Source organism: Microvirga sp. (genome assembly GCF_014699075.1).
Lineage (GTDB): Bacteria > Pseudomonadota > Alphaproteobacteria > Rhizobiales > Beijerinckiaceae > Microvirga.
In genome coordinates, this window is record NZ_JACXAB010000006.1 from 207288 (window position 1) to 231298 (window position 24011).

Annotated in this window: 25 protein-coding genes; 10 read left to right on the forward strand and 15 right to left on the reverse strand. The window is 64.7% G+C overall.

Features of this window, described 5'->3' with window-relative positions; all coding sequences use genetic code 11:
* Positions 1-989 precede the first annotated feature (989 nt).
* The 3 genes from IC232_RS12410 (at position 990) to IC232_RS12420 (ending at position 4144) form a co-directional block, all read left to right on the forward strand.
* Positions 990-2144 (forward strand): aminotransferase, encoded by a 1155-nt coding sequence (locus IC232_RS12410; protein ID WP_190845280.1) that lies wholly within the window; start codon positions 990-992, stop codon positions 2142-2144.
* 99 nt (positions 2145-2243) lie between these two features.
* A complete protein-coding gene (locus IC232_RS12415) occupies positions 2244-3332 on the forward strand; it encodes a polyamine ABC transporter substrate-binding protein (RefSeq protein WP_190845281.1) in 1089 nt (362 codons plus the stop codon).
* Between the two features lie 92 nt (positions 3333-3424).
* The gene (locus IC232_RS12420; protein ID WP_190845282.1) at positions 3425-4144 is read left to right on the forward strand and encodes an SIMPL domain-containing protein; all 720 of its coding nucleotides are present in this window, start codon (positions 3425-3427) and stop codon (positions 4142-4144) included.
* Positions 4145-4406: 262 nt separating this feature from the next.
* Here IC232_RS12420 and IC232_RS12425 read toward each other — a convergent pair whose 3' ends face one another.
* From IC232_RS12425 to IC232_RS12465, 9 genes are all read right to left on the reverse strand, one after another.
* On the reverse strand, positions 4407-6398 hold the full coding sequence (locus IC232_RS12425; RefSeq protein ID WP_190845283.1) for a methyl-accepting chemotaxis protein: 1992 nt from the start codon (positions 6396-6398) through the stop codon (positions 4407-4409).
* Between the two features lie 94 nt (positions 6399-6492).
* Entirely contained in the window at positions 6493-6951 is a 459-nt protein-coding gene (ptsN, locus tag IC232_RS12430; protein ID WP_190845284.1) for a PTS IIA-like nitrogen regulatory protein PtsN, read from the reverse strand.
* A gap of 83 nt (positions 6952-7034) precedes the next feature.
* On the reverse strand, positions 7035-7604 hold the full coding sequence (gene hpf, locus IC232_RS12435) for a ribosome hibernation-promoting factor, HPF/YfiA family (protein ID WP_190845285.1): 570 nt from the start codon (positions 7602-7604) through the stop codon (positions 7035-7037).
* Positions 7605-7718: 114 nt separating this feature from the next.
* Complete coding sequence (rpoN, locus tag IC232_RS12440; protein WP_190845286.1) at positions 7719-9131, reverse strand: RNA polymerase factor sigma-54; 1413 nt, start codon at positions 9129-9131, stop codon at positions 7719-7721.
* A gap of 135 nt (positions 9132-9266) precedes the next feature.
* Positions 9267-10115 carry an LPS export ABC transporter ATP-binding protein gene (gene lptB / locus IC232_RS12445; RefSeq protein ID WP_409564923.1) on the reverse strand — a complete coding sequence of 283 codons (849 nt, stop codon included), beginning with the start codon at positions 10113-10115 and terminating at the stop codon, positions 9267-9269.
* Between the two features lie 51 nt (positions 10116-10166).
* Positions 10167-10817 carry an LptA/OstA family protein gene (locus IC232_RS12450; protein ID WP_190845287.1) on the reverse strand — a complete coding sequence of 217 codons (651 nt, stop codon included), beginning with the start codon at positions 10815-10817 and terminating at the stop codon, positions 10167-10169.
* Entirely contained in the window at positions 10814-11566 is a 753-nt protein-coding gene (gene lptC / locus IC232_RS12455; protein ID WP_190845288.1) for an LPS export ABC transporter periplasmic protein LptC, read from the reverse strand. Before lptC ends, IC232_RS12450 begins: the two co-directional genes overlap by 4 nt.
* Positions 11567-11668: 102 nt before the next feature.
* On the reverse strand, positions 11669-12283 hold the full coding sequence (locus IC232_RS12460; protein ID WP_190845289.1) for a ribonuclease D: 615 nt from the start codon (positions 12281-12283) through the stop codon (positions 11669-11671).
* A gap of 223 nt (positions 12284-12506) precedes the next feature.
* Positions 12507-12995: an Hsp20 family protein gene (locus IC232_RS12465; protein WP_190845290.1), complete on the reverse strand. Its 489-nt coding sequence runs from the start codon at positions 12993-12995 to the stop codon at positions 12507-12509.
* A 221-nt stretch (positions 12996-13216) separates the two neighbouring features.
* Here IC232_RS12465 and IC232_RS12470 point away from each other — a divergent pair, with 221 nt between their 5' ends.
* On the forward strand, positions 13217-13378 hold the full coding sequence (locus tag IC232_RS12470; RefSeq protein WP_190845291.1) for a hypothetical protein: 162 nt from the start codon (positions 13217-13219) through the stop codon (positions 13376-13378).
* Here the strand turns inward: IC232_RS12470 and IC232_RS12475 are convergent.
* The 5 genes from IC232_RS12475 to IC232_RS12495 all read right to left on the reverse strand — a co-directional run bounded on the left by IC232_RS12475 (position 13375) and on the right by IC232_RS12495 (position 18375).
* Complete coding sequence (locus IC232_RS12475) at positions 13375-14280, reverse strand: YihY/virulence factor BrkB family protein (protein ID WP_190845292.1); 906 nt, start codon at positions 14278-14280, stop codon at positions 13375-13377. The genes IC232_RS12470 and IC232_RS12475 overlap by 4 nt on opposite strands.
* Before the next feature lie 121 nt (positions 14281-14401).
* Positions 14402-15157 carry a HugZ family protein gene (locus IC232_RS12480; protein WP_190845293.1) on the reverse strand — a complete coding sequence of 252 codons (756 nt, stop codon included), beginning with the start codon at positions 15155-15157 and terminating at the stop codon, positions 14402-14404.
* Between the two features lie 27 nt (positions 15158-15184).
* Positions 15185-15694, reverse strand: a complete 510-nt coding sequence (gene hutX, locus IC232_RS12485; RefSeq protein WP_190845294.1) for a heme utilization cystosolic carrier protein HutX — start codon at positions 15692-15694, stop codon at positions 15185-15187.
* A gap of 4 nt (positions 15695-15698) precedes the next feature.
* Positions 15699-16037: an antibiotic biosynthesis monooxygenase family protein gene (locus IC232_RS12490; RefSeq protein ID WP_190845295.1), complete on the reverse strand. Its 339-nt coding sequence runs from the start codon at positions 16035-16037 to the stop codon at positions 15699-15701.
* Positions 16038-16101: 64 nt separating this feature from the next.
* The gene (locus IC232_RS12495) at positions 16102-18375 is read right to left on the reverse strand and encodes a TonB-dependent hemoglobin/transferrin/lactoferrin family receptor (protein WP_190845296.1); all 2274 of its coding nucleotides are present in this window, start codon (positions 18373-18375) and stop codon (positions 16102-16104) included.
* 243 nt (positions 18376-18618) lie between these two features.
* Between IC232_RS12495 and hemP the strand changes: the two genes are divergently transcribed.
* The 6 genes from hemP (at position 18619) to ald (ending at position 23559) form a co-directional block, all read left to right on the forward strand.
* Positions 18619-18789 carry a hemin uptake protein HemP gene (hemP, locus tag IC232_RS33075; RefSeq protein ID WP_244445283.1) on the forward strand — a complete coding sequence of 57 codons (171 nt, stop codon included), beginning with the start codon at positions 18619-18621 and terminating at the stop codon, positions 18787-18789.
* Between the two features lie 13 nt (positions 18790-18802).
* Positions 18803-19666, forward strand: coding sequence for a hemin ABC transporter substrate-binding protein (locus IC232_RS12505; RefSeq protein ID WP_190845297.1), 864 nt, complete (start codon positions 18803-18805; stop codon positions 19664-19666).
* Complete coding sequence (locus IC232_RS12510; protein ID WP_190845298.1) at positions 19663-20742, forward strand: FecCD family ABC transporter permease; 1080 nt, start codon at positions 19663-19665, stop codon at positions 20740-20742. Before IC232_RS12505 ends, IC232_RS12510 begins: the two co-directional genes overlap by 4 nt.
* Positions 20739-21545 (forward strand): heme ABC transporter ATP-binding protein, encoded by an 807-nt coding sequence (locus IC232_RS12515; RefSeq protein WP_190845299.1) that lies wholly within the window; start codon positions 20739-20741, stop codon positions 21543-21545. Before IC232_RS12510 ends, IC232_RS12515 begins: the two co-directional genes overlap by 4 nt.
* Positions 21546-21719: 174 nt before the next feature.
* A complete protein-coding gene (locus IC232_RS12520; RefSeq protein ID WP_190845300.1) occupies positions 21720-22076 on the forward strand; it encodes a hypothetical protein in 357 nt (118 codons plus the stop codon).
* A gap of 367 nt (positions 22077-22443) precedes the next feature.
* The gene (gene ald / locus IC232_RS12525; protein ID WP_190845301.1) at positions 22444-23559 is read left to right on the forward strand and encodes an alanine dehydrogenase; all 1116 of its coding nucleotides are present in this window, start codon (positions 22444-22446) and stop codon (positions 23557-23559) included.
* Positions 23560-23650: 91 nt separating this feature from the next.
* Here ald and IC232_RS12530 read toward each other — a convergent pair whose 3' ends face one another.
* The gene (locus tag IC232_RS12530; RefSeq protein WP_190845302.1) at positions 23651-24010 is read right to left on the reverse strand and encodes a hypothetical protein; all 360 of its coding nucleotides are present in this window, start codon (positions 24008-24010) and stop codon (positions 23651-23653) included.
* Position 24011: the final 1 nt, after the last annotated feature.

A 24011-nucleotide genomic window follows, 5' to 3' on the forward strand; every position in this document is an offset into this window, starting at 1 on the left:
CAACCTTGTCCCATCAGGGATGCCCTCAGCGCAAGCCCCTTAGGCATCGGGCGGGGGTTCCGCGGCACGGCAGGGACAGGGCCTGCCCCTGTGATCCTCAGGCCAAGCGGAGCGAGGGAGGGAGATCCATGGGGCTGAGAGTGTGGGTGAATTCCCTTCCCATCCGCTGCTGCTCCGGCCAGGAATGACACCGGGCATCACGCTGCATCATCCCCATCCCGGACGCCGCAGGCGAGCCGGGATCGCGTGCAGGATAAGGCGCGGGTCTCCCTCTCCCGGATCTCGGGTGTTCCCGAGATCTGTTCTTGCTCGCCCAAGTCAGGAACACCCGACTTGGGATGGGAGAGGGCCGGGGTGAGGGGTTACAGGCTTCTCCGGCTAGGGTGTAACCCCTCACTCGGACCTCCGGTCCGACCTCTCCCACAAGGAGAGGTGAAGGGGAGCCATTCTCGTCCGGCGATCCCGGGTTCTGCTGCGCAGCCCCGGGATGACGCTCGCCGCCATGGCAGCCCTTGTGCCGGTGTGATCCCCCAGCCTGTCTCCCTCTGTCCTCATCCTGTGGAGGGGACCAGCCAGGGTGGAGCAGCATACATGTTCTTACTTTGTTCTTGACACTTCGCCTAAGCTCGGCTATATCGTTGTGCATCCTTTCCCTTCGAGGGGCGCGCTCGCGAGGCGTCGCAGATGCGGGGTAAGGAGCGGTCCCGCCGCAGGTCTCGCAAGCCTGTGATCGCGGGTGGCCGATCCTGGCACTGACCAGGTCCGCTGAAACAAACCGCGCGTGACGAGCAGTTCGGCTCTCACCTTCCATACACCGCCATCGAGCCGGGCTGCCCAACGCGCCATCCTCGACATGCCACAGGCTCGCAGCGCAAGCTGCGGGCCCACAGGTGCTGGCTATGACGTCATGAGAAACCCGGTTCGATCTCCCGCGGCTCCGTGATACGAAGCAGTTCAGCACCTCAGCAAACATTCATCGAGAGAGCGGCATGAATCGTCTGTTCGCCAACCTGCCCACCACCGTCTTCGAAGTGATGTCGAGCCTCGCCCGCGAGACCGGCGCCATCAACCTCGGCCAGGGCTTTCCGGACGATCCGGGACCGGAGGACGTGCGGCGGGCGGCCGCCGACGCGGTGCTCAACGGCTACAACCAGTATCCGTCGATGATGGGCATCCCGGAACTGCGTTCGGCCATCGCTGCGCACTACAAGCACTGGCAGGGCGTCGATCTCGACGCGAACACCGAGGTGATGGTGACCTCCGGCGCCACGGAGGCGCTAGCGGGCGCGATCCTCGGCATCGTGGAGCCCGGCGACGAGGTGGTGCTGTTCGAGCCCATGTACGACGCGTATCTTCCCCTCGTGCGCCTCGCCGGCGGCGTGCCGAAATTCGTCACCCTGCAGCCGCCGCATTTCCGCCTGACGGAGGAAGCGCTGGCGCAGGCCTTCTCGCCGAAGACCAAGGCGGTGGTGTTCAACAACCCGCTCAATCCGACGGCCACGACCTTCTCGGACGAGGACCTGAATCTGCTGGCCGATTTCTGCCGAAGGTATGATGCGATCGCGATCTCCGACGAGGTCTGGGAGCACGTGGTGTTCGACGGCAGGCAGCACCGGCCGATCCTGTCGCTCGACGGCCTGCGCGAGCGCTCGGTGAAGATCGGCTCGGCGGGAAAAATCTTCAGCCTCACGGGCTGGAAGGTGGGCTTCGTGTGCGCCGCGCCGGCCATCATGAAGGTGCTGGCGAAATCCCACCAGTTCCTCACCTTCACCACGGCGCCGAACCTGCAAGCCGCGGTGGCTTACGGGCTTGCCAAGGACGATGACTATTTCGAGGGCATGCGCAAAAACTTCGCCCGCAGCCGCGACCGCTTCACCGACGGCTTGCGGACACTGGGCTTCGATGTGATCCCAAGCCAGGGCACCTATTTCGTCAACATCGACATCTCAGCCCTCGGCGAGACAGACGACGTCGGCTTCTGCCGCCGCCTCGTGATGGAGCATGGGATCGCGGCGATCCCGGTCTCGGCCTTCTATGCGGAGGGTGCGGTGAAGACCGTGGTGCGCTTCTGCTTCGCCAAGAAGGATTCGACGCTGGATGCCGGATTGGAGCGGCTGGCGAAGGCGATCAAACGGGCTGCCTGAAACCCGGCAGCCCCGCCGGCAACTTGGACATTGTTTCTTGTGCCAGAATTTCCTAGCCTGCCCCCGTTGTCACACCTTTTGCAGGAGTTCCCACCCCTGATGTTCCGTCTTCTCGCTTCCGTTGCCCTTACCCTAGGGCTCGTGACCGGCGCCGCCGCGCAGCAGCAGCGCGTGGTCAACGTCTATAACTGGTCCGATTACGTGGACCCGAAGGCGCTGGACGAGTTCACGAAACAGACCGGCATCAAGGTGGTCTACGACACCTACGACAATAACGAGATCGTCGAGACCAAGCTCTTGGCCGGCAAGTCGGGCTACGACATCGTGGTGCCGTCGGGCCCCTTCGTGCAGCGCCTGATCGGCGCCAAGGTGTTCCAGAAGCTCGACAAGGCGAAGCTGCCGAACCTCGCCAACCAATGGCCGGAGGTGACGCAGCGCCTAGCCGTGTTCGATCCCGGCAACCAGTTTGCCGTCAACTACATGTGGGGTACCACGGGCATCGGCGTGAACGTCAAGAAGGTCAAGGAGATCCTGGGCGACGTGCCGCTCAACACCTGGGATCTGGTGATGAAGCCGGAAGTGTCCTCCAAGCTGAAGGCCTGCGGCATCTACATGCTGGACAGCCCCGAAGACCTCTTTCCCGGCGTGCTGGCCTATCTCGGGCTCAATCCCGATTCCAAGCGCATCGAGGACCTGAACAAGGCGGGCGATGCCCTGTTCCGCGTGCGCGGCAACATCCAGAAGTTCCACTCCTCCGAGTACATCAACGCGCTAGCCAACGGCGATATCTGCGTGGCGGTGGGCTATTCGGGCGACATGATCCAGGCCAAGAGCCGCGCCGAGGAAGCCAAGAACAACGTCGAGGTCGGCTATGTCATTCCGCGCGAGGGAGCGCTGATGTGGTTCGACAGCTTCGTGATCCCAGCGGACGCGAAGAACGTCACGGAAGCGCATGAGTTCATCAACTTCATGCTCCGTCCCGAGATCGCCGCGATGAACACGAATTTCGTGTCCTATGCTTCCGGAAATCTCGCCGCGAAGCAGAACATCGACAAGGCGATCCTGGACAATCCCGGCATCTATCCGGACGACGCCACCATGAAGCGGCTTTTCACCAACACGGCCTATGACGAGCGCTCTCAGCGCACCGTCACGCGGCTCTGGACCCGCGTGAAAACCGGCCGTTAATCCGCCGCTCAGATTCGGGCGCGCATGTTCTCGAGCGCCCGCCAAGCCTCGCCTCAGGGCGGGGCTTTTTCGTTCGAACAGGATATTACGTCATGCGTTCCGCCCTCGCCGCTCTTGTCTGCTTGAGCCTTGCCTCACCAGTCCTCGCTCAGGCCCCGTCGCCGCGCCAGCCCACAATCAGCGTGATGGGGACCGGCGAGGCGGAGCTGAAGCCGGATTTCGCGCGCATCCACGTGACGGTGGCAACGCAGGCTGAGACGGTGGCGCAGGCGAGCACCGCCAACAATACGGCCACGGAGCGGGTGCTCGCCCGCATTCAGGGTCTCGGCATCAAGCGCGAGGATATCCGCACCGCGAACTTCCAAGTCTTCCAGACGCCGCAGCAGGTCGGCCCCGACGGCAAAGAGGTGAAGACGCCGAAATTCTCGGCGCATCATCAGCTGCGGATCACCACCCGCGATCTCGAGGGCGTCGGACGCCTCGCGGGCGAGATCCTGGCAAGCGGCGACATGACCTTCCAGGCGGTCTCCTTCGGCCTCGACCGGCAGGAGCAGGGCGCTGACCAGGCGCGCGAGGCTGCGGTTCGCGACGCCAAGCGGCAGGCTGAAATCTATGCCGCCGCCGCGGGCGTCTCGCTCGGTCGCCTGCTGGAGATCCGGGACGGCTCGGCCCAGCCCTTCGAGCCGCAGCCCGACATGCGCATGTCCATGGCGATGGCCAAGGGAGCCGAATCGGTGCCGATCGTGCCGCCGGCGACGATCCGCTACACGGCCAATGTCCAACTCGTCTGGGAAATGGCCGGGCAGCCTTAAGAGGTGTACTTCCCTCCCCCTTGCGGGGAGGGGTGGTCGCGCAGCGACCGGGGCGGGGGTCGTACAGTCAAAGCGCTGGCCGACCGAGTTTGGCGCCGCTCTCCCTACCGCGTCATCACCGGCCTTGTGCCGGTGATCCCGATGCGGTGAGGCACGGTTCTTTTCAGGATCGGGATGGCCGGGACAGGCCCGGCCATGACGGAAAGGTCTCACCCGGTCAGACCACTCCTATTCCTGCCCCTCCTCGTATAGGATAACGTTCCTAGGCGGCCTTCACGCTGTTGAGGAACTGGTGGATTTCGGCTCCGAGCCGCTTCGCCTGATGTTCCAGAGCCACCGAGAGGTCCGCGACCGTTCGGGCCGCATCGAGAGACTGCACGGCAACGCCCTGGGTAGTCTCGATCGCTGAGGTGCCGGCCTGTGCTTCCGTGGAAACCTGTGCCACCGACTGGGCGATCTCCGACACGGCTGCCGTCTGCTGGCTTACGGTTCCGGCCACCGTGGACACCACCCCGGCCAGATCCTCGACGGAGGCCTGCACGGTGCCGAGCGCCACCAGGGTTTCCCGCGAGGCAGCCTGCACTGCCTCGATCTGCCGGGCGATCTCCTCGGTGGCCTTGGCGGTCTGGCCGGCCAGGTCCTTCACCTCGCTGGCCACCACGGCAAAGCCCTTGCCGGCCTCGCCGGCGCGGGCCGCCTCGATGGTGGCGTTGAGCGCCAGCAGGTTGGTTTGCGCCGCGATGGTGCGAATGAGGCCTGCCACTTCGCCGATCTGGGATGTCGCGGCAGACAGGGTTGTCATGCTGCTCGAAGCGCCCCGGGCCTCCGCCACGGCGCGCTCGGAGGCTTTCGCCGAGGCGTTGGTCTGGGCGGCGACCTCGGACAGGGAGGCATCGAGCTCCTCGGCGGCGCTCGCCACCGCCGACATGTTATGCGCCGTCCTTAAGGATGCGGCGCCCGCGATCTGCGCCTGCTGGGTCACGTGGTTCGCCGAGCCCTCCAACTGGCCGGAGGCCTTGGCGAGATCGCCCGTGACCTCGCGGACCTCTGCCAGGATTTGCTCGACCGTCGTGTCGAATGACGTGATGGCGTTGGAGATCGCATGGGCGCGCTCGGCATCGAGCGCCGCCATGCCCTCACGCTCGTGGGTGAGCCGCTCGCGCTCCCGGGCATTGTCGCGGAAGACCAGCACGGTGCGGGCCATGGCGCCGATCTCGTCAGTGCCCTTGGTGGAGGGAATCTCGACGGACGCATCGCCGTCGGCGAGCCGGCGCATGGCCTGCTGCAGCCGGGTGAGCGGCAGGGAGATCGAGCGCCCGACAATGAAGTTCAGGACCAGACCGAAGAGAAGCGTCGCGCCCATGGCCCAGAGAATCAGGGTGAAGGTGCGCTGCTGCGAGGCGGTGAGCTGCTCATCCGTCTTGTGAGCCTCGGTTCGGACCTTGGCAAGCAACTGGTCGAGCACCGGCACGAGCAGGTCGAACTGCCCCATGAGCTTCTCGCTCTGGCCCGAGACCTCCCGCTCCAGCTCGCCCCAGGCATTGAAGGCCTCCTGGAACGACACGCTGGCGCTCTCGACGGCGGCCTTCTCCTTGGCCAAGTCACTGGAAAGCTGGGCCAGGGCGCGGGTAAAACGTCCCTGCTCGACCTCGAAGGCACCCAGGATGCTCTCCTCGAGCAGGATCCGGGCGCGGGCCTCCTGGTTGAACATGCCGAGCATGGCGGCCCACAGGCGCCAGGCGATGGTCTCGCCGCTGCCCGTCAGGGGCCGCACCAGCTTTTCGAGATTGGCTTCGGCCTTGAGCAGACGCCCCTGGGCGCCTTCGTCCGGCTTGGTGCCGATGCCGGTGTAGAGCTTGTCGAGGCTCTTGCCCTGGCTCAGCAGGGCGGAGGCGTGCTGCTTCAGGGCGGCGATCTCGGGCTCGATCAGGCTTGAGCCCGGTGCCGCGCTCATCTCGTCGAGCTGGGCGGCCAGCGCCTTGTGCTGCTCGATGAAAGCCTGGCCGTGATGGCTGAGGCGGCTCGTGGTCCACTCACCGGCCACAACCTTCAGGCCATCGGCCCGGCCGCGAAACCCGTTGGCCTTCTCGGCCAGCGCCGAATAGGTCTGCTGCGCCGAGAGCGCTTGCTCCACCTCGGAGCGGCCTGTCTGGAACACCGCACCGATGACCGCAAAACCAAGCACCATCACGCCGCTCAACGTCGCGACGCGCATCCGCACCGACGGCTGCTTCAACCGAGCCAGAAACGCCATTGCCCCCGAATCCTTCTTGTACCGTTGCGGCAAGATTGCGGAGGACGTCTTAAAGATATCTTTACGTTACGTCAGAAGCCCGACCCTGCCGGGTTCAGGCGGCTTTCGGCAGCTCGGTCATGATGGCGTAGAGGGCAGCCGCATCCCGGGTGGCGCGCACCCGCTCGATGAGGCCGGGCTCACGCAGAACGCGGGCAACCCGCGCCAGGGCCTTGAGGTGATCCGCGCCGGCGCCCTCAGGAGCCAGGAGCAGGAAGAGCACGTCCACCGGCTGGCTGTCGAGAGCCTCGAAGTTCACCGGCTTGTCGAGGCGGGCCACGAGACCGAAGATCCGCGTCAGGCCCGGCAGCTTGCCATGGGGAATGGCGATGCCTTCGCCGATCCCGGTGGAGCCGAGCCGCTCGCGCTGGAGGAGAGCCTCATAGATGGCGCTGTCGGGAAGGCCCGTGAGCCGGGCCGCCTGGGAAGCCAGTTCCTGAAGAGCCTGCTTCTTGCCGTTGACGCGCAAGGCGGGCAGGACGGCCTGAGGGTCTAGAAAGTCCAGCAAGGGCATCGATCACGCTGCATTCTTGATGTGAAGCCTGGAAGGCCTCTCACCGTTCCACGCAAGAACTGGGCCAAAAGAGGTAGACCCTCTCAAGCCTGTGCAAGCGGCGGATCGACCCAACCGATCGCTCCGTCGCCGCGGCGATATACGACGTTCACGCGTCGGGTGCTAGCGTGGATGAACACGAGAGCGGCCGCTCCCGTGAGGTCGAGCTGCATCACGGCGTCGCTGACGGAGAGCGTGTGAAGCGGCTTCGTGGTCTCGGCTACGACGATAGGATGAAAGCCTTCTTCCTCGACTTCATCGCTCGGCGCCTCGAACACCGCATAGGGCACCTCGATGCCGACGGTGCGCACACCCGCGCCTGACTTGCCCTTGAGCCGCTGCTTGTAGCGGCGCAGGCGATTCTCGATCCGGCCTGCGGTCTGGTCGAAGCTGGCATAGGCATCGCCGGCGGCCCCGGAGGCCTCCAAGGTCATGCCGGAGGTGAGGTGCAGCACGCAGTCGGTGCGAAACCCGCCGCCGTCGCGGGTGACGGTCACATGGCCGGAATAGCCGCCGTCGAAATACTTCGCCAGCGCACCGGCCATTCGGGCCTGGACCTGAGACCTGAGAGCTTCGCCGATATCGAGATTCTTCCCCGACACTCTCAATGTCATCGCATTCTCCTCCGCTTGCGCCTTCGCTTTTGCCGCGAACCTTCAGGGGTGACGCTTGGAGATGATGATCCGAATGGGAGCCAATGCAAGTCTTGAAATCTTGGGTTCAAGCGGTCAAGCTTTGTGACTGTGCCGGCGGCGGCGATCCGCCGAGGGCGGGATGCGCAGAGCCTCCCGGTACTTCGCCACTGTGCGGCGGGCAACCTGAATGCCTTCCTGTTTCAGTTTGTGGGCAATTGCCTCATCCGACAGCACATCGTCCGGCTTCTCCGTGCCAATCATCTGGCCGATGCGATGGCGCACGGCCTTGGCGGCATGCTCGCCCTCCCCCGTGGCGGCGCCGAAGAAGAACTTCATCGGGTAGGTGCCGCGTTCGGTGCCGATGGCCTTGTTCGCCGCCACCCGGGAGATTGTGGATTCGTGCATGCCGATGGCTTCCGCCACGCTTTTCAGCGTGAGCGGGCGCAACCCGGCCATGCCGGTGCGGAAGAAGTCCTCCTGCTGGCGTGCGATCTCGGCCGCGACCTTCAGGATGGTCTTGGCGCGCTGCTCCAGGCTGCGGGTGAGCCAGCTCGCGGTCTGGACGCACTCGGACAGGAAGCTCTTGTCCTCCTCCTTGTTCAGGACCTTTGCCACCTCGGCGTAATAGGTGCGGTCGAGGAGGATGCGGGGCAGGGTCTCGGGATTGAGCTCCACCGCCAGGCTGCCGTCGGGCGCAGGCCGGACCAGCACGTCCGGTACGAGCACGTCGACCCTGGCTGGCGTGAAGGCAAGGCCGGGCTTCGGCTCCAAGCGGCGGATCTCGGCCAGCATGGCGGCGAGGTCCTCCCCGTCAACACCGCACACCTTCCGCAGGGCGGCGAAATCCTGCCGCGCGGCGAGATGGAGATGCTGGAGCAGCGCCTGCATGGCCGGATCGAGACGGCCATGCTCCTTCAACTGAATGCCTAAGCACTCGGCAAGGTTGCGTGCGCCGACGCCTGCCGGCTCGAAGGTCTGGACCAGCTGCAAGGCGGCTTCGACATCGACGCACGGCACGTCCAAATGTGCGGCGATGTCCGCCGGGTCATCCCTGAGGTAGCCGGCCTCGTCGAGGCTATGAATCAGGTGCTCGCCGATTGTGCGAAGGTGGGGGTCGGAGGTGGCAAGATCGAGCTGCGCCTCCAGGTGTTCGGCCAGGCTGGCCGTGCGGGCCAACGTCTCCTCAAGCTCCGGCCTGATCTCCCCGTGAGCCGGGCCGGACGCTCCTGACGCGGCTTGGCCGCGCAAGGGCGGCGGACCGGGGACGATCCGGGAGCCTGCAGCTTGCGCCTTCTGCTTGGCGCGCAGAAAATCGGCGAGGCTCAGGCCAGGCGCATCGGCCCGGATCTCGCCTTCCTGCAGCAGGGGATTGCGCTCGAGTTCGGCCGCCACATAGGCGGCGAGTTCCGCATGGGAGAGTTGCAGCAGCTTGATGGATTGCACGAGCTGGGGGGTCATGGTCAGGGACTGGCCCTGGCGCAGCTCCAGTCGTTGCATCGCACTCATGACCGCACCCGAAAAGGCATGCTTCCTGCATGCCCTTCGATTTTTAACGGGATCGGGAGCGATCCGTCAAAAGGGATACGTCTTAGAGCATCGGATCAATCCCAAAAGTGCAAGTCCACTTTTGGGCCCGATGCTTTAGTAGAGGCGGAAATCCTCGCCCAGATACAGGCGTCGCACTTCCTCGTTTGCCACGATGGCGTCCGGCGTGCCCTCTGTCAGAACGCGGCCGGAATGGATGATGTAGGCGCGGTCGATCAGCCCCAGGGTCTCGCGGACGTTATGGTCCGTGATGAGCACGCCGATGCCGCGGCGGGTCAGGTGCCGCACGAGGTTCTGGATGTCGCCCACGGCGATGGGATCGATGCCTGCGAAGGGCTCGTCGAGGAGCATGAAGGTCGGCTCGCCCGCAAGCGCCCGGGCAATCTCGCAGCGGCGGCGCTCGCCGCCCGAGAGCGCGATGGACGGCGACTTGCGCAGGCGCGTGATGTTGAACTCCTCGAGGAGCGCGTCGAGCTTGCGCTCGCGCTCCTTGCGGCTGGGCTCCACGATCTCGAGCACGGCGCGGATGTTGTCTTCCACGTTGAGGCCGCGGAAGATCGAGGCTTCCTGCGGAAGATAGCCGATGCCGAGGCGGGCGCGGCGGTACATGGGCAGGCCCGTCACGTCATGGCCGTCGAGGCTGATGACGCCGCGATCCGCCCCGACGAGGCCGGTGATCATGTAGAAGATCGTGGTCTTGCCCGCGCCATTCGGTCCGAGCAGGCCGACGGCCTCGCCGGCCCGCACCTGCAGGCCCGCATCCTGCACCACGGTGCGGCCGCGATAGCTCTTCTGCAGGCCCTTCACGGCCAGGATGCCTGCGCCGCCGAAGGCACCCTCGCCCTCGGTCCGGGAGGAGCCATGCGGGACCGGCCCGGCCGCATAGGGCTCCAGGAGGCTCACGTCCGAAGGACCGGGTTGAGAACGGTTGAAAAGCGGTTTCACAGGATCATCGCTGGTGATGGAAGGGATGGGTCGGGAAGGTTTCTTCCCGCCTTAGTTCGTCGCCGGCCTTTGAGCCGGCTTCGGCTTGGCGGCGTTGGCGGGGGCGTTCGCTCCGCCGGCGCCGGTGGGAGCCGGACCGCCGTTGCCGGGCACGAACAGCGCCCTCACGCGGCCGCCGGGGGTGGTTTCGATGTTGGCCACGCCGGTGTTGATGTCATAGAGCACCCGCTCGCCTTTGGTGACGTTCGGCCCGTCGCTCAGGGTGGCATTGCCGGTGAGCATGATCTTGTTGGAGCCGCGGTCGAAGGTGGCGTTCTCGCCGGTCGCCACCTGGGTCCGGGACACGATGGTGACCGGGCCCTTGCAGTCGATCTTCTTGATCGCGCTGTCGTCGGCACCCTGCGTGGCAGCGGCAGGGGCCGCCTGTCCGCCGTTCTGGTCGCGCTGCTCGTAGAACACGGTCATGATCGTGCACTTCATGGTGCTCTCGCCCTGAACCGCCACCACGTCTCCGGTGAAGACGGCGCGCCCCTCCTTGTCGAACACGTCGAGCTTGTTGGCATCGATCTTGATCGGCTCCTTGCTGGAGCCGAAATTGCCGAAGCCGACGGCGCGCTCCTTGCCGGCCTGAGCCCAGGCGGCCTGCATCGGAATGGAGGCGAGAAGCGCGATGGCGAGGACGGCGCGTGAGAAACTCATCATGGACGGGTACTTGTCTGTTGGGGCGCTGTGACTGATGCAGGCATCGTGGAGCCTGTGCCGGCGGCGTCCTTGGACGATGGGGCAGAGCGGGTAGGTTCGAAAACGGTGCGCACGCGGCCTTCGAAGCTCATGACCTTGCCGTTGTCCGTTACTTTCAGCTTTTCGGCCTCGATGGAGCCGTTGCCGAACGAGACCTCGACAGGTTCGTTGGACGTGACGTTGCCGGACTTGAACTGGACAAAGGCCGACCGGAGCTTGACCTCGTGGCCCGCATCCGTGGTGACCACGATGTTGTCGCGCAGCCGCATCTGCTCCCGCTTGGTATCCAGGGTACCGTTCGCGGCCTGGAGCAGAGCGACGCTGCCGCGATCATCCGTGACGATGCGGGCCTTAAGACCTTTGAGCTGCACCAGGTCGGGCTTGCGCACATCCTGCGTGGCCTCGGTGGCGGTCACCTCGTAGGGGCGGTTGTCGTTCTTGAAGCCGGTCAGCTTCGGGCTCGCCATGGTGACGTTGCTGCCGCTCACGCCGATCGAGCCGAAGCTCAGGTTCTCGATGTTCCGGAACGGATCGTAATAGGCCACGAAGCCCACGGCCGCCATGCCGATCAGGGACCCGAGAGGAATGGCGATCTTGGCGAAGCGCACCCAGTGGGAGTGGCGGCGGGCCTTGGTATAGGCGCGCGTCGACCGGCCGGCCGGCCTCAAGGCCGGGCCGTCACGCATCGTGGTGCCCTCGATTACCGCCACTACTGAACCCCTTCCGCCTCACAATCGGCCCCGCGCCATGCCTGACGGTCATGGCGATGTTATGACGGATATGGGTTTTATGGGGGAAAGTTTAAGCGCCCGTCAAGAATGGGCGAAAATATCGGTCTCGGACCAGCCGAGAAGGTCCAGCTGCGACCGGGTCGGCAGGAAGCTGAAGCATTGGTGGGCAATGCCGAGACGGTTCTCCCGCTCCAGCATGCGGTCGAGCTTCTCCCTCAAGGCATGCAGGTGCAGCACGTCGGAGGCCGCATAGTCGAGCTGGGCCGGGGTGAGCGTGTCGGCGCCCCAATCGGAGGATTGCTGCTGCTTCGACAGCTCCACGCCGAGCTGCTCCCGCGCCAGATCCTTGAGGCCGTGCCGGTCCGTATAGGTGCGCACGAGCCGCGAGGCGACCTTGGTGCAATAGACCGGGCGCGGCATGACCCCGAAGCTATGGAAGAGCACGGCGAGATCGAAGCGGGCATAATGGAAGATCTTGAGCACGCTCTCGTCGGACAGGACGCGGATCAGGTTCTCCGGCAGGGGCCCGTCCTTGAGGATCTGCACCACATCCGCCGTGCCGTCCCCGGTGGAGATCTGCACCACGCAGAGCCTGTCCCGGTGCGGGTTGAGGCCCAGCGTCTCCGTGTCGATCGCGATGGCGGAGCCGGGCTGGTAATTCGCCGGCAGGTCGCCGCGATGAAAGCGTGTTGTCATGGGAGATCCCAAAAGTGCACCCGACAAGGGTCTAGCCTGCTTTGGGTCTAGCCTGTCTTGGCGGCGGCTTCAACGGATGAGAAAAGCCCCACGGTGGCGGAGTTGATGAAGTTCAACGTGAACGACGATTTTGGCCCCGATCGCCTCGTCAGGGCCGCCCGGTTCATGCATGCCTCGTCTTAAGGTGGCGCCGGCGGAGTGCCGGCGCCGTTGAAGAGACGCGTTATGCGGCCTTGCCGTGCTCGATCTGCACCGACCTAGTGTCCTGCCCCAAGCTTTTCACACCATTGCCGGAAGCGATCTCGATGCGGCGCGGCTTCAGAGCCTCGGGCACCTCGCGCTTGAGCTCGACGGTCAGCAGGCCGTTCTCGAGGTTCGCACCCACCACCTTCACATGATCTGCGAGGTTGAAGATCTGCTTGAACGCGCGGGTCGCGATGCCCCGGTGCAGATACTGCTTGCCCTCGTCGGAGCCCTTCTTCTGGCCGATCACGAGAAGCTGGCCTTCCTTTTGCGTGAGCTCGATCTCCTCGGGAGAAAAGCCCGCAACGGCCATGGTGATGAGGTACTGGTCCTCACCGAGTTTCTCGATGTTGTAGGGCGGCCAGTTGGCCATGGACTCGACCTGCGTGGACTGATCGAGCATGTCGAACAGCCGATCGAAGCCGACCGTGGAGCGGTACAGGGGAGAGAAGTCGAAAGCTGATCTCATAACCACATCCTCCATTGAGCAACATGGATCCGAGAGCGCCGGACACCCGCCGGCGCCCGTATGGCCAAGCCTCTGAAAGGCCTTGGCAATCCTGATTTTAGGAACAGTTTTTATGGTTTTCAAGAGGCACGAATGGGCCTGATCACTTGCCTGTGAGACGGGCTGGCCATCGAGTCCGGTTGGTCCTAGCATCGGCCTGCTTCGACCAGGGAACGACCGACATGCTTCGCATTCTCTCCCTCGCCTTGTTGACGATCTTCGCCGCTCCGGCGTCTGCGACGGAAACACCTGCAGACAGCACTGTCGTTGCTCAAGAGCAGCGGCCTCCGCAGCAAAGCCCGAAGCGGGATTGCGAGAGGAAGCAGGACGAGGGCGTGAGCTAGAGCTGCACCGCAGAGGCGGTTTCCGCTTCGACGATGAACGAGGCTTGATCCTCAGCCGGCCGCGTCCGCCGTCGCAGGGCGGCGTTGAGTTCGGCCCCGAAGATGAAGATCGCCGCAGAAATCTGCAGGAAGATCAGCGCGGTCAGGATTCCGGCAAGGCCCGCATAGGTTGTCTTCAGGTGGGTCATGTTGGCCAGGAACTCGCCGTAGAGGCTGGCTCCCGCAAGCCACAGGATCAGGGTCGCGGCGATGCCGGGCAGCACGTTCCATGCGCGGGGCCGGGCATCCGGCAGCCAGAGATGGGCGGCGGCGAGGCCCGCCACCAGAACGATGGACGCGAGCCCGTAGCGTACCGCGTCGTAGGTCAGACCCAGAGCCTTCAGGTCGGGCATCGACAGCACCGCGGCGCGCCAGAAGGACGGCCACAGCACCACGAGGACTGCCGAGGCCACCAGCGCCCCCGCACCGATCAGCACGAAGCCCACGCCGATCAGCCGGGCCTGCCACCAGGGTCGGAACCGTTCGACTCCATAAGCCCGGCACAGGGCGATCCGCAGGCTCTCCACGCCGTTCGTGGCAACGAGCAGCGTCAGCACGACGCTGATCGTCAGAACGTTCCTGCGGGGGATGAGAACCTTGTCGGCCTCCCGCGCCAACGGACCTGCGACACCCTCGGGCCAGAAGTCGAAGAGCAGATGGATGATATGGGTGGAGATACGCCCGGCGCCGAAAAGGGCTGCCAGCGCCGCGACACAGATCAGGAAGGGAAAGAGCGCGATCACCAGGGAGAGCGCCACGTGGCTTGCCATGGCAAGGCCGTCGTTGCGCGAAAACCGTGTGCCGGCATCGGCAAGGGCCGCGAAGATCGAGCGGGCTTGGGGAGGAACGGAAGGAAGGCGCATTGTCGACTGAGGAGTCCTGGACCGGCAGATCGGGCGATGATGGTGCGCGATCCAGCCTCTTGATGCGATCCCTCAGCGCTCAAGGCAAGGTCCATTCTGCCACAGGTTGGCCAACGCTCGCCTATGAAATCCGGCCCCGCGCCTCGTTTGCCAGCCGGATCAGCATCGGCCGCACCTCGTGCGGACCGGTGAGCGCCCTTGGGAAGGGCAGCCGCAGGATCTCATCGCCGAGCGCCATCTGAACACCGTCTGGATCGATGCCGATCAGGCGCCAGGTACCCTCGCGGGCGCCGCAGAGCTGCGTGGCATAAAGCGCCACCGCGTCGGCATGATCCTCGTTCATGTGCTCCACGGCCTGCGCCTCGAAATCGTAGAAGTCGAAGAACCCGGAGAGGTCCGCCAGCAGATCCTCCTTGGTCATGCGATAGGCCCGGCCGAAGCCGCCGTTGAGGCTGCCTGACACGATTGCCAGACGCCAGAAGGCGAAATCCGGAAAGTCCACGTAGAGCTCGGCCTTGGGATGCTGCAGCAGGTAGCGGCGGCGGATCTGCTGTGCCTCAGGGCTTTCCCGGTCGAGCCTTTGAGCCGTTGCCAGGAGAGTCAAGCGCGGATGGGCCAGCGGGTCGCCCTTGCCCACGGATGACAGGAGCAGCGAGCAGCGCGGATCGGCCTCCAACAGTTGCGTATGAGCCGAGAGCTGGGACGTGAGGATGACGGGCGAACCGTCGAGATCCGTTCCCACCTGCACGAGGCTTGCAAACGGCATGCCGCTCTCCCCGTCATTGGTGGCGAGCGCGCCGGACCGCACCGTGCGCATGAGCTTCTTTGCAAGCCCGCGGGCCTCGTCATCAACGGGCAGGAATGGATCCTTTGCCATTGGCCTCAATGCTCCCTGCATAGCCGCTCACGGCGTCTTTTGGTATTTCGCGCGCAGGGCCTCGAACCGGGCGACCTGGTCCGGCCTGAGAGCGCGGTCCTCGTGGCGGCCCACGAAGATCTTGAACATCACACCGCCCTCCAGGTTGACGAACTGCACCGAGCAGGACCTCTTGCCGAAGAAGGGTCGGTCGATGAAATAGATGGACCGGCAGCGCTCCATCCTCAAGTGCCCGCCGATGGGCGTCTCCCCATGGATGTTGAAATAGCCATGGCCCAGGGTTCCGGCCGGAATGCCCCCCTCGCATTCAAACACGCCGTCACGGGTATGCACCACGAGGGTGATCACGCCCCACTCGGTCAGATCCTGCCAGATCTCCTGGTAGAGGTCGCCTGGCACCCGCATGGCGGCCTCGGGTGGAAGGCAATCGAGCACCGCCTGCATCGGCACACCGCGGCTTTCCGCAACCTGCTCGAGGATGCCGTCCGGCTTTGCCGCGAGATCCTGTCGGATCAGTTCGTCCACGGGAAGGGTCATGCTCTCACTCCGCCGCTTTCGCTGTTCGGCCGATGGTTTGAATCACATCGAAACCCTCGAACTCCGGGTGGCCCAGGGTCAGCGGCTTGTTGGATCCTGTGCTGGCGCGCGTATGCGAGGCACGGAACTGCTCGGAGCGCGTCCAGGCTTCGAACTGCGCCTTCGAGGCCCAGACGGTGTGCGAGGAATACAGCACATGATCCTCGCGCTCAGGGCCGCGCAGCATGTGGAACGCGATGAAGCCGTCGAGCTCATGCAGGTAGCTCTCCCGCGTGAGCCAGCGCTGCTCGAATTCCTGCGTGGCGTCCTTCAAAACCTTGAAGCGATTCATGGCAATGAACATGGGTGTCTCCATTGTCAGCAAAGCGGACGCGCGGGAGACCGGCGATCTCCCGCGCGTCCAAAAATCACCAGCGGATCGTCGCGTTGAGCGCGAAGGTGCGGCCCGATGCGCGCAACAGATCGAGGTTGCGGTTGGTGGCCAGCACGCCTGCCACATCCTGGGCATTGTGGTACTCGGCATCCAGAAGGTTGTAGGCGCTCAGGTTGAGCGAGAGGTTTGGCGTCGGGTCGTAGAACACCAGGGCATCCATGGTCACATAGGAATCGGGCCGGAAATAGGTCGCATCGCTGACCCGGTTTCTCCCCGCAGCGCCGCGCGCCCTGACCTCGGCGCCCCAGCCGGCTTCGTGCTGGTAGCGGATGCCTGCATGAGCCGTGAACGGATCGACGGAGTCGAGCGGCAGCCCCGTCTCCTCGTCCTCACCCTGCGCATAGGCCAGCGCTCCGAAGATCGACCAGTTCGGCGTCAGGCGCCAGTCGCCCTTGGCCTCGACGCCCCAGATCCGCACGTTCGACAGGTTCTGGTACTGGAACTGGGTGAGGCCCGCCGGCGACGTGCCGACCGTTACCGTCTCGATGAAGTCGTTGTAGAGATTGTAGAAGCCCGACACCTGGAAGCTGGAGCCGTTGTCGAAGCGTCCGCGCAGGCCCACCTCGAAGCCGTCGCTGGTCTCCGGCTTGAGATTGCCGTTCGGCAGGATCTCATAGAAGAAGACCGGATTCGAGAAGCCGAAATTCGCCGTGTCGTAGGGCGGTGCGCGGAAGCCGCGGGCATACTGACCGAAGACGCGCAGCTGATCCGTCAGGTCGTAGGTGATGCCGAACTTGGGCGAGACGGCGAACTCGTTCTGCGCCTCGACGGCAAAGTCGCGCTGGTTCGAGCGGTCGAAATCTGCATCCGGGTTCGGATCGAGATAGTACGTGTCGAAGCGGATGGCAGGAATGATCCGCAGCCTTCCGTAGCGCGCGGTGTCCTGCACGTAGAGGCCGGCCTGCACCGTCTCGGTGTCGGGAAAATTCTTGTTGGGGAAGGACTCGCCGGAGATCGTGGGCGTCTCGACCCCCGTGTCGAGGTTCCGCTCGATCCGGTTGCGCGGACGCGACGTGGAGGTCGAGTCGATGGACGCGCCGTAGATGAAGCTGTGCTCCCACTCGCCCCATTGGCGGGTGCCCGAGAACTGAACCTCGGCGCCGTAGATCTCCTGGTTGAAGCCGAAATCCGAGAGGCGGATGCGGTTGGGCTCGGCCGGTGGGCCCGAAAACGATGTGCCGCGCTGCTGCAGCGTCTTCTCCTCGCGGTCCACCTTCGTCCAGTACACGCTGGTGCGCACCGTGTCGGCGACGGACCAGGTCACAGGCAGCATCCAGTCGAAGCTCAGGCGCGGACGGGTGGTGGTGTCGTCCGCGTCAGAGTCGAACACGCGGGTAAACGGCATGCCGCCACCGCCGGGCATGTTCGAGCGGTCGCTGAGAAGCTCCGTGCCGACCTCCTTGCGCAGGAACTCGCCGGTGAGCTTGAACTGCCCCCAATCGCCTGCATTGTAGAGCAGCTTGGCGAGCACGTTGTCGGCGGAAAAATCCTGCGGGTTGGGCCGCAGCGTGGAATCGTCGTCGAGGTTCGGCCGCACCTCGTGGCCCTGGCGATGGGTGTAGAGGATGAGCGACTCCCACGGCCCGAAGCGCCAGGCTCCGGTATAGGTCTGCAGGAAGCTTCTGTCCTCGGTGTCGTAGCCCGTCTTGGCCGAGAGATACCAATCCTTGCCGACGAGATTGAGGTAATCGGACGGATCCTTGGTGACATAGGAGACCACGCCGCCGATGGCGTCGCTGCCATAAAGAGCCGACGACGGACCGCGGATGATCTCGACCTGCTTCAGGCTGTCGAAATCGACAAAGTCGCGGGTGTAGGTGCCCGCGCCGATATTGGTCTCGGGAAAGTCCGGGATCTTGACCCCATCCACCTGCACGCGCACGCGGTTCTCGCCGATGCCGCGGATCACGTAATTGGTGGCGCCGCCACGCGAGGGCTGGTTGCCCACCGAGACACCAGGCTCCTCGCGGGCAAGATCGCGCGGGGAGTTGATGTTCTTCCGGTCGATCTCCTGCTGCGACGTGACGCTGACTGTCGAGGGGCTGTCATAGACGGGCGTTGGTGCACGCTCGGCCGTAACCGTGATGGCGTCGAGCGTGGTGAACAGGGGCGCTTCCGGCATCGGAGCCTGCCCCTGTGCTTGCGCCTGCGCGCCGGTGGCCAGCGTCGCGCCCGTGAGAGGGGCGAGAACGAGAAGGGCGAGGGGTGAAGTGGACGCGCGAAGGCATTCGCGCAGGAAGGTAATCATCCTGACGATCCCAGTCTTTCATAGTGCTTTTCTTGAGGACTGGCTGGCTCGCGCAGAAATCGAATTCACGCTGGCTGGCTACTTGCCCGTCTCCTGCGGGAGAAGGGTTTACATCCGATAGCCAAATCAAGTAACTGCGTCAATACGGACTCGCGTACTCGCAGTTTTACATGGTTCTAAACTGCGAATACATGATGAAAATTCTAATATGCAGTTTAGAGCAAGTAAAATCTGGGGATCATCGTGCACAATCCGCCTTCACCATCGGACATCAAGCCTGACAGGGCGCCCCCGGCGAAAGAGATCGATGTGGCAAGCCTGATCGGGGCCGGGCGCGAGGTGGTGCTCCTCCACCGGGGCGAACGCTACCGCCTGCGCGTCACAGCCAGCGGCAAGCTGATCCTCACCAAGTAGAAGGCTGTCCCCGATGCTGTCACGCCGCACACTGCTTCTCGCATCGCCGCTCCTGTTCTGTGCGCCACCCTTACGCGCCGAAACCACGCGCCGGATCGTCAGTGTCGGCGGCGCGGTGACGGAAATCCTTTATCGCCTCGGCTATGCCGGCGACATCGTCGGCGTGGACTCCACGAGCCTGCACCCCGCCGATGCGCTCAAGACGAAAGCCAATGTGGGCTATGTCCGCGCGCTCGGCGCAGAGGGCGTGCTCTCGCTCAACCCGAGCCTTGTGGTCGCCTCGGAGGGGGCCGGCCCACCCGATGCCCTGAAGCTGATCGAGCAGGCTGGCGTCCCCATCGTCCGTGTGCCGGACGAACCGAGCCCGGCGGGCATCGTGAAGCGTGTCGCGGTGATCGCGCAGGCTCTCGGTGCCTCCGGTCAGGGCTTGGCGCTCGTGAAGGAGATCGAGGCAAGCTTTGCAGGGCTTTCCGAGGCGAGGGCCGGGGTCAAGCGCGCGACCCGCACGCTCTTCGTCCTGTCGCTCCAGAACGGACGGCCGCTCGTCGGCGGGCAGGGAACAACGGCCGATGCCATGCTCGCGCTGGCCGGAGCCACCAATGCGGCATCGTCTCTCAGCGGCTGGAAGCCCCTGTCGGACGAAGGCCTGATCGCAGCCGCGCCCGAGGCCATCGTCATGATGAACCACGGCCCCGGTGGCGCGGCCTACGACCCCTTCGCCTATCCGGCTTTTGCCGCAACACCCGCCGCCGAGGGCCGGCGCCTCGTAGTGATGGATTCGCTCTATCTCCTCGGCTTCGGCCCGCGCACACCCGAAGCGGCCCGCGACCTGATGGCGGCGCTCCATCCCGATCAGATCGCCCAGGCGAAGCGATGACGTCGGTTGCGCTTCAGCAGGGTCGCGTCCGGACAGGGTTTCGCGAATCCAGGGCTTTGCTGCTGACGCTGCTTGCAGCGTTGGTGCTGCTGGTGAGCCTCGTGGCGCTCGGCCTCGGGGCCACGGGCGTTCCGCTGTCGCGGACGCTGTCCATCGTCACGGATGCCGTCATGGGCCGCACGGCGCTCGGCGGCGACGGGCTCATCATCCTGCAGGTGCGCCTGCCGCGTCTTCTGCTCGGTCTGCTCATCGGCGCGGCGCTCGCCGCGTCCGGCGCCCTGATGCAGGGCCTTTTCCGCAATCCCCTCGCCGATCCGGGCCTCATCGGCGTCTCGGCAGGCGCGGCCCTGGCGGCCGCCACGACGATCGTTCTCGGGGACGCGCTGCTGGCGCCGCTGATCGGGCCTCTGCCGTTCACGGCCCTGCCTGTCGGCGCCTTCACCGGCGGGCTGCTGACGACGCTGGCGCTCTATGTCGTCGCAACGCGCAGCGGCCGCACCTCGATCGCCACCATGCTGCTCGCCGGCGTTGCCTTCGGGGCGCTGTCCGGCGCGGTCATGGGCCTGTTCTCGTATGTGAGCGACGACCGGCAGCTGCGCGATCTCTCCTTCTGGTCCCTCGGCTCCTTGAGCGGCGCCACCTGGACGAAGACCATGACGGTCGCGCCCTTCATCCTGCTCACTCTTCTCGCCATGCCCTTTCTGGCGCGCGGCCTGAACGCCCTCGCGCTCGGCGAGGCAGAGGCCTTTCATCTCGGTGTGCCGGTGCAGCGCGTCAAAGCCCTTGCGATCCTGCTCGTGGCGGTTGCTGTGGGCGCCTCCGTTGCCGCCTCTGGCATGATCGGCTTCGTCGGCATCGTCGTGCCGCATGTGCTGCGCCTGATGGCGGGCGCCGATCACCGGATGCTGCTACCTGCATCGGCGCTGCTGGGCGCAGCCCTGCTTGTGACCGCCGACACGGTGGCGCGCACCATGGTAGCGCCGGCGGAGCTGCCGATCGGCATCCTCACCGCGGCCATCGGCGCGCCGTTCTTTCTCTGGCTCCTGCTGCGCCGCCCGGGAGGCATGGCCCTATGAGCGCGCTTCTGGAAGCCACGGATCTCGCCTATCACAGCGGAGGCAGGGTGCTGGTCGACGGAGTCGATCTCGCGTTCGCCGGCGGCTCCTTCACAATCATCATCGGCCCCAACGGTGCCGGCAAGTCGACGCTGCTGCGCCTCCTGTGCGGCGAGCTTGCGCCTGCGCGTGGCGCGGTGCGCTGGAACGGGGAGACGCTGCACGCGATTCCGGCCTGGCGTCTGGCCCATCGCAGGGCGGTGATGCCTCAGGCCTCCGACCTCAATTTCCCCTTCACGGTCTTCGAGGTGGCAAGCCTCGGCACTGAAGGAATCGGCCGAGGCTTATCCAGGAGCGACCGGCAGCGTCTTGCGTTTGAGGCCTTGGAACAGGCGGACGTCGCCCATCTGGCGCCGCGCAACTACCAGACCCTTTCGGGCGGAGAGCGGCAGCGGGTCCATTTCGCCCGGGTGCTGGCGCAGCTCGCGGCGGGCCGAACGCTTGAGTCGCAGCAGGCCCTGTTCCTCGACGAACCCATTGCGAGCCTCGACCTGAAGCACCAGCTCGCGCTGCTCAACACCGCGCGAGGTCTCGCGCGGCAGGGCCTCGCCGTCATCGCCGTGCTGCACGACCTGCAGCTGGCCTCTGGCCTCGCCGACGAACTGGTTCTCCTGCACCGGGGCAGCCTCGTGACCCGTGGGACGCCCGATGCGGTGCTCACACCCGCCACCCTGGCCAATGTTTTCGGGATCGCCCTGAACGCAGATGCGCTTCCAGCAAGTCCATGGTCGCTTGTCAGGGCCCAAGAGCACTCTGCAGCCTGAGGTGCAGTGGGCGCACAAAGCAACGCCATCGTGACGGGGAATGGCGAGGGAAAGAAATCCGAGCCCCTCAGCCCTTCCCCACTCTACCCAGTGTCATGAAACTGTCATCGAAACTTCACTGTTACCGTTCTGTGACGGCTGATAACGGTGGGCCCTCGATCACAGGAGAAGGCCGTGGCTGCAGACAAACAGGTGACTCTTCAGGAGCTGGCGTCCCATACCGAGAAGGTTCTCAGGCGCGGTAAGAAACTCGAGAAGTCGCTGCTCAAGCTTGTTGCTCAAAGCGATCCTGGCTCCGTTGCTGAGGAGTTTCTGAAATCCGTTCAGCAGAGCCTCAAGAAATTCAAGAAGGAAGCCAAGAAGGTCGGGCGGCCGCTTCCTCCGGAAACGGCGAAAGCTCCTGCGCGCAAGAAGCAGGCGCCAGAGCCTGCACCGGTTGCACAAGAGCCGAAGCGCCCGGTGAGCCGGTCGAGGAAAAAGGCGCCCGCCACACCGGAGACAGCTTCCAACTCGAAATCGCCGAAAGCCTAACGCCGGGAGCGTTCTTACAAGTGCCCGTACAGGGCTCCTGACACCCAGAGCATCTCACGAGAGGACAAGACCGTCACGCGCACGCAGATGGCGTTCACCCCTGCACGATCATGCGAAATGTAGATGAGGGTGAGCTCCTGCTCCGCCTTCAGCTTTTAGAGCCGATCGAGCACCTGGGCCTGGGTGGTGACATCCAGCTATCATAGCCTTGTCACCTCCCCTGCTTGTCGAGCGGGAGCATATCGATACTATGGTAGCCACATTATCGGAAACTCTCGGCCGCATTCACTAGCTGCAATAGCCTCCAAGCTCCTCCCTTGGCTGGAGCAAGACGATATCTGTCAGACGCTCAACCGTGAGAAGAGCCATGCGCATCGGTGTCCCGAAAGAAATCAAGAACCACGAGTACCGCGTCGGTCTCGTGCCTTCCTCCGTCGCAGAACTCGTTCATCACGGTCATGAGGTACTCATCGAGCGCGGTGCGGGTCTCGGCGCAGGGCTCGCGGATGAGGAATATCAGTCGGCAGGCGCCATCATCGTCGATGGACCCGATGCCATCTTCGAGCGCGGGGAGATGATCGTGAAAGTCAAGGAGCCTCTGGCGGAGGAGCGTAAGCGCCTTCGTCCGGGGCAGATTCTCTTTACCTACCTCCACCTTGCTCCGGATCTCGAGCAGACCAGGGATCTCATGGAGAGTGGCGCCACCTGCATCGCCTATGAGACGGTGACCTCGCCTTCCGGTGCTCTTTCGCTTCTGACTCCGATGTCGGAAGTGGCAGGGCGTCTTGCGCCTCAGGTGGGCGCACATTGCCTTGAAAAGGCCCAGGGCGGCCGTGGCGTCCTCCTCGGCGGAGTGCCCGGCGTGCCCGGGGCCGACGTGGTGATCCTCGGCGGCGGCGTATCCGGAACGCATGCGGCCACCATCGCGCTCGGCATGGGAGCCCATGTGACAGTCATCGACCGCTCCGCCGAGGTGCTACGCCGCCTCTCCTCGCAGTTCGGGTCGTCCGTGCGCACGGTCTTCTCCACGCGAGACGCCATAGCGCAAGCTGTGAAGCAAGCGGATCTTCTCATTGGCGCCGTGCTCGTGCCCGGCGCCGCCGCTCCGAAGCTGATTACATCCGAGATGGTGAAAACGATGAGGCCGGGTTCCGTCATCGTCGATATCGCCATCGACCAGGGCGGATGCTCCGAGACGTCGCGGCCGACCACCCATTCCAACCCAACCTACATTGTGGACGATGTGGTCCATTACTGCGTGACCAACATGCCGGGAGCCGTGGCCCGAACCTCCACCTTCGCACTCAACAACGTCACTCTGCCTTTCACCCTTGCCCTCGCAAACAAGGGCTGGCGCCAGGCGCTGCAGGATGACCGCTTTCTGCGTGACGGCCTCAATGTCCATGCGGGTAAGGTCGTCTGCCGACCTGTAGCGGAGGCGCATGGCCTCTCCTACACGCCAGCCGAGGAGGTTCTGGCTTAGGGACGATATGAAGGAGCAAGCCTATGTGACCTGCGGCTTGCAGATAACGGTGCCTGCCCGTCGAATATTCCGGAAGCTATCTTGGGTGGGCCTATGCGCAGGCCGGAAGAATGATGCCCGGGATTCCATGCCAGAGGATTACGATCAGCGAGAGGCCGTTGATGAGCACGCTGGTCTGGCACAAAAAGCTGTCCGTCGCCGAGACCGGCTGATGCCGCCCTTGCCGCTCGGCGCGAAGCGAGACGACCAGCAGGATGGCAGCGGCCGCCAACGTTACGAGGGTGGTTGAGAGGATCGTGAATTGAACGACGCCTATGCCGAGAAGCGTCGCATCCGCCCATCCCCGGCCGCACAGGGTCGATGTTGCTGCGTAGATGATGGTGAACTGCACCGCCCAGGCAATCATCCCGCCAAGCGTCAGAAGAACCTGCCCTGTCCGCCGTCCGGTCATG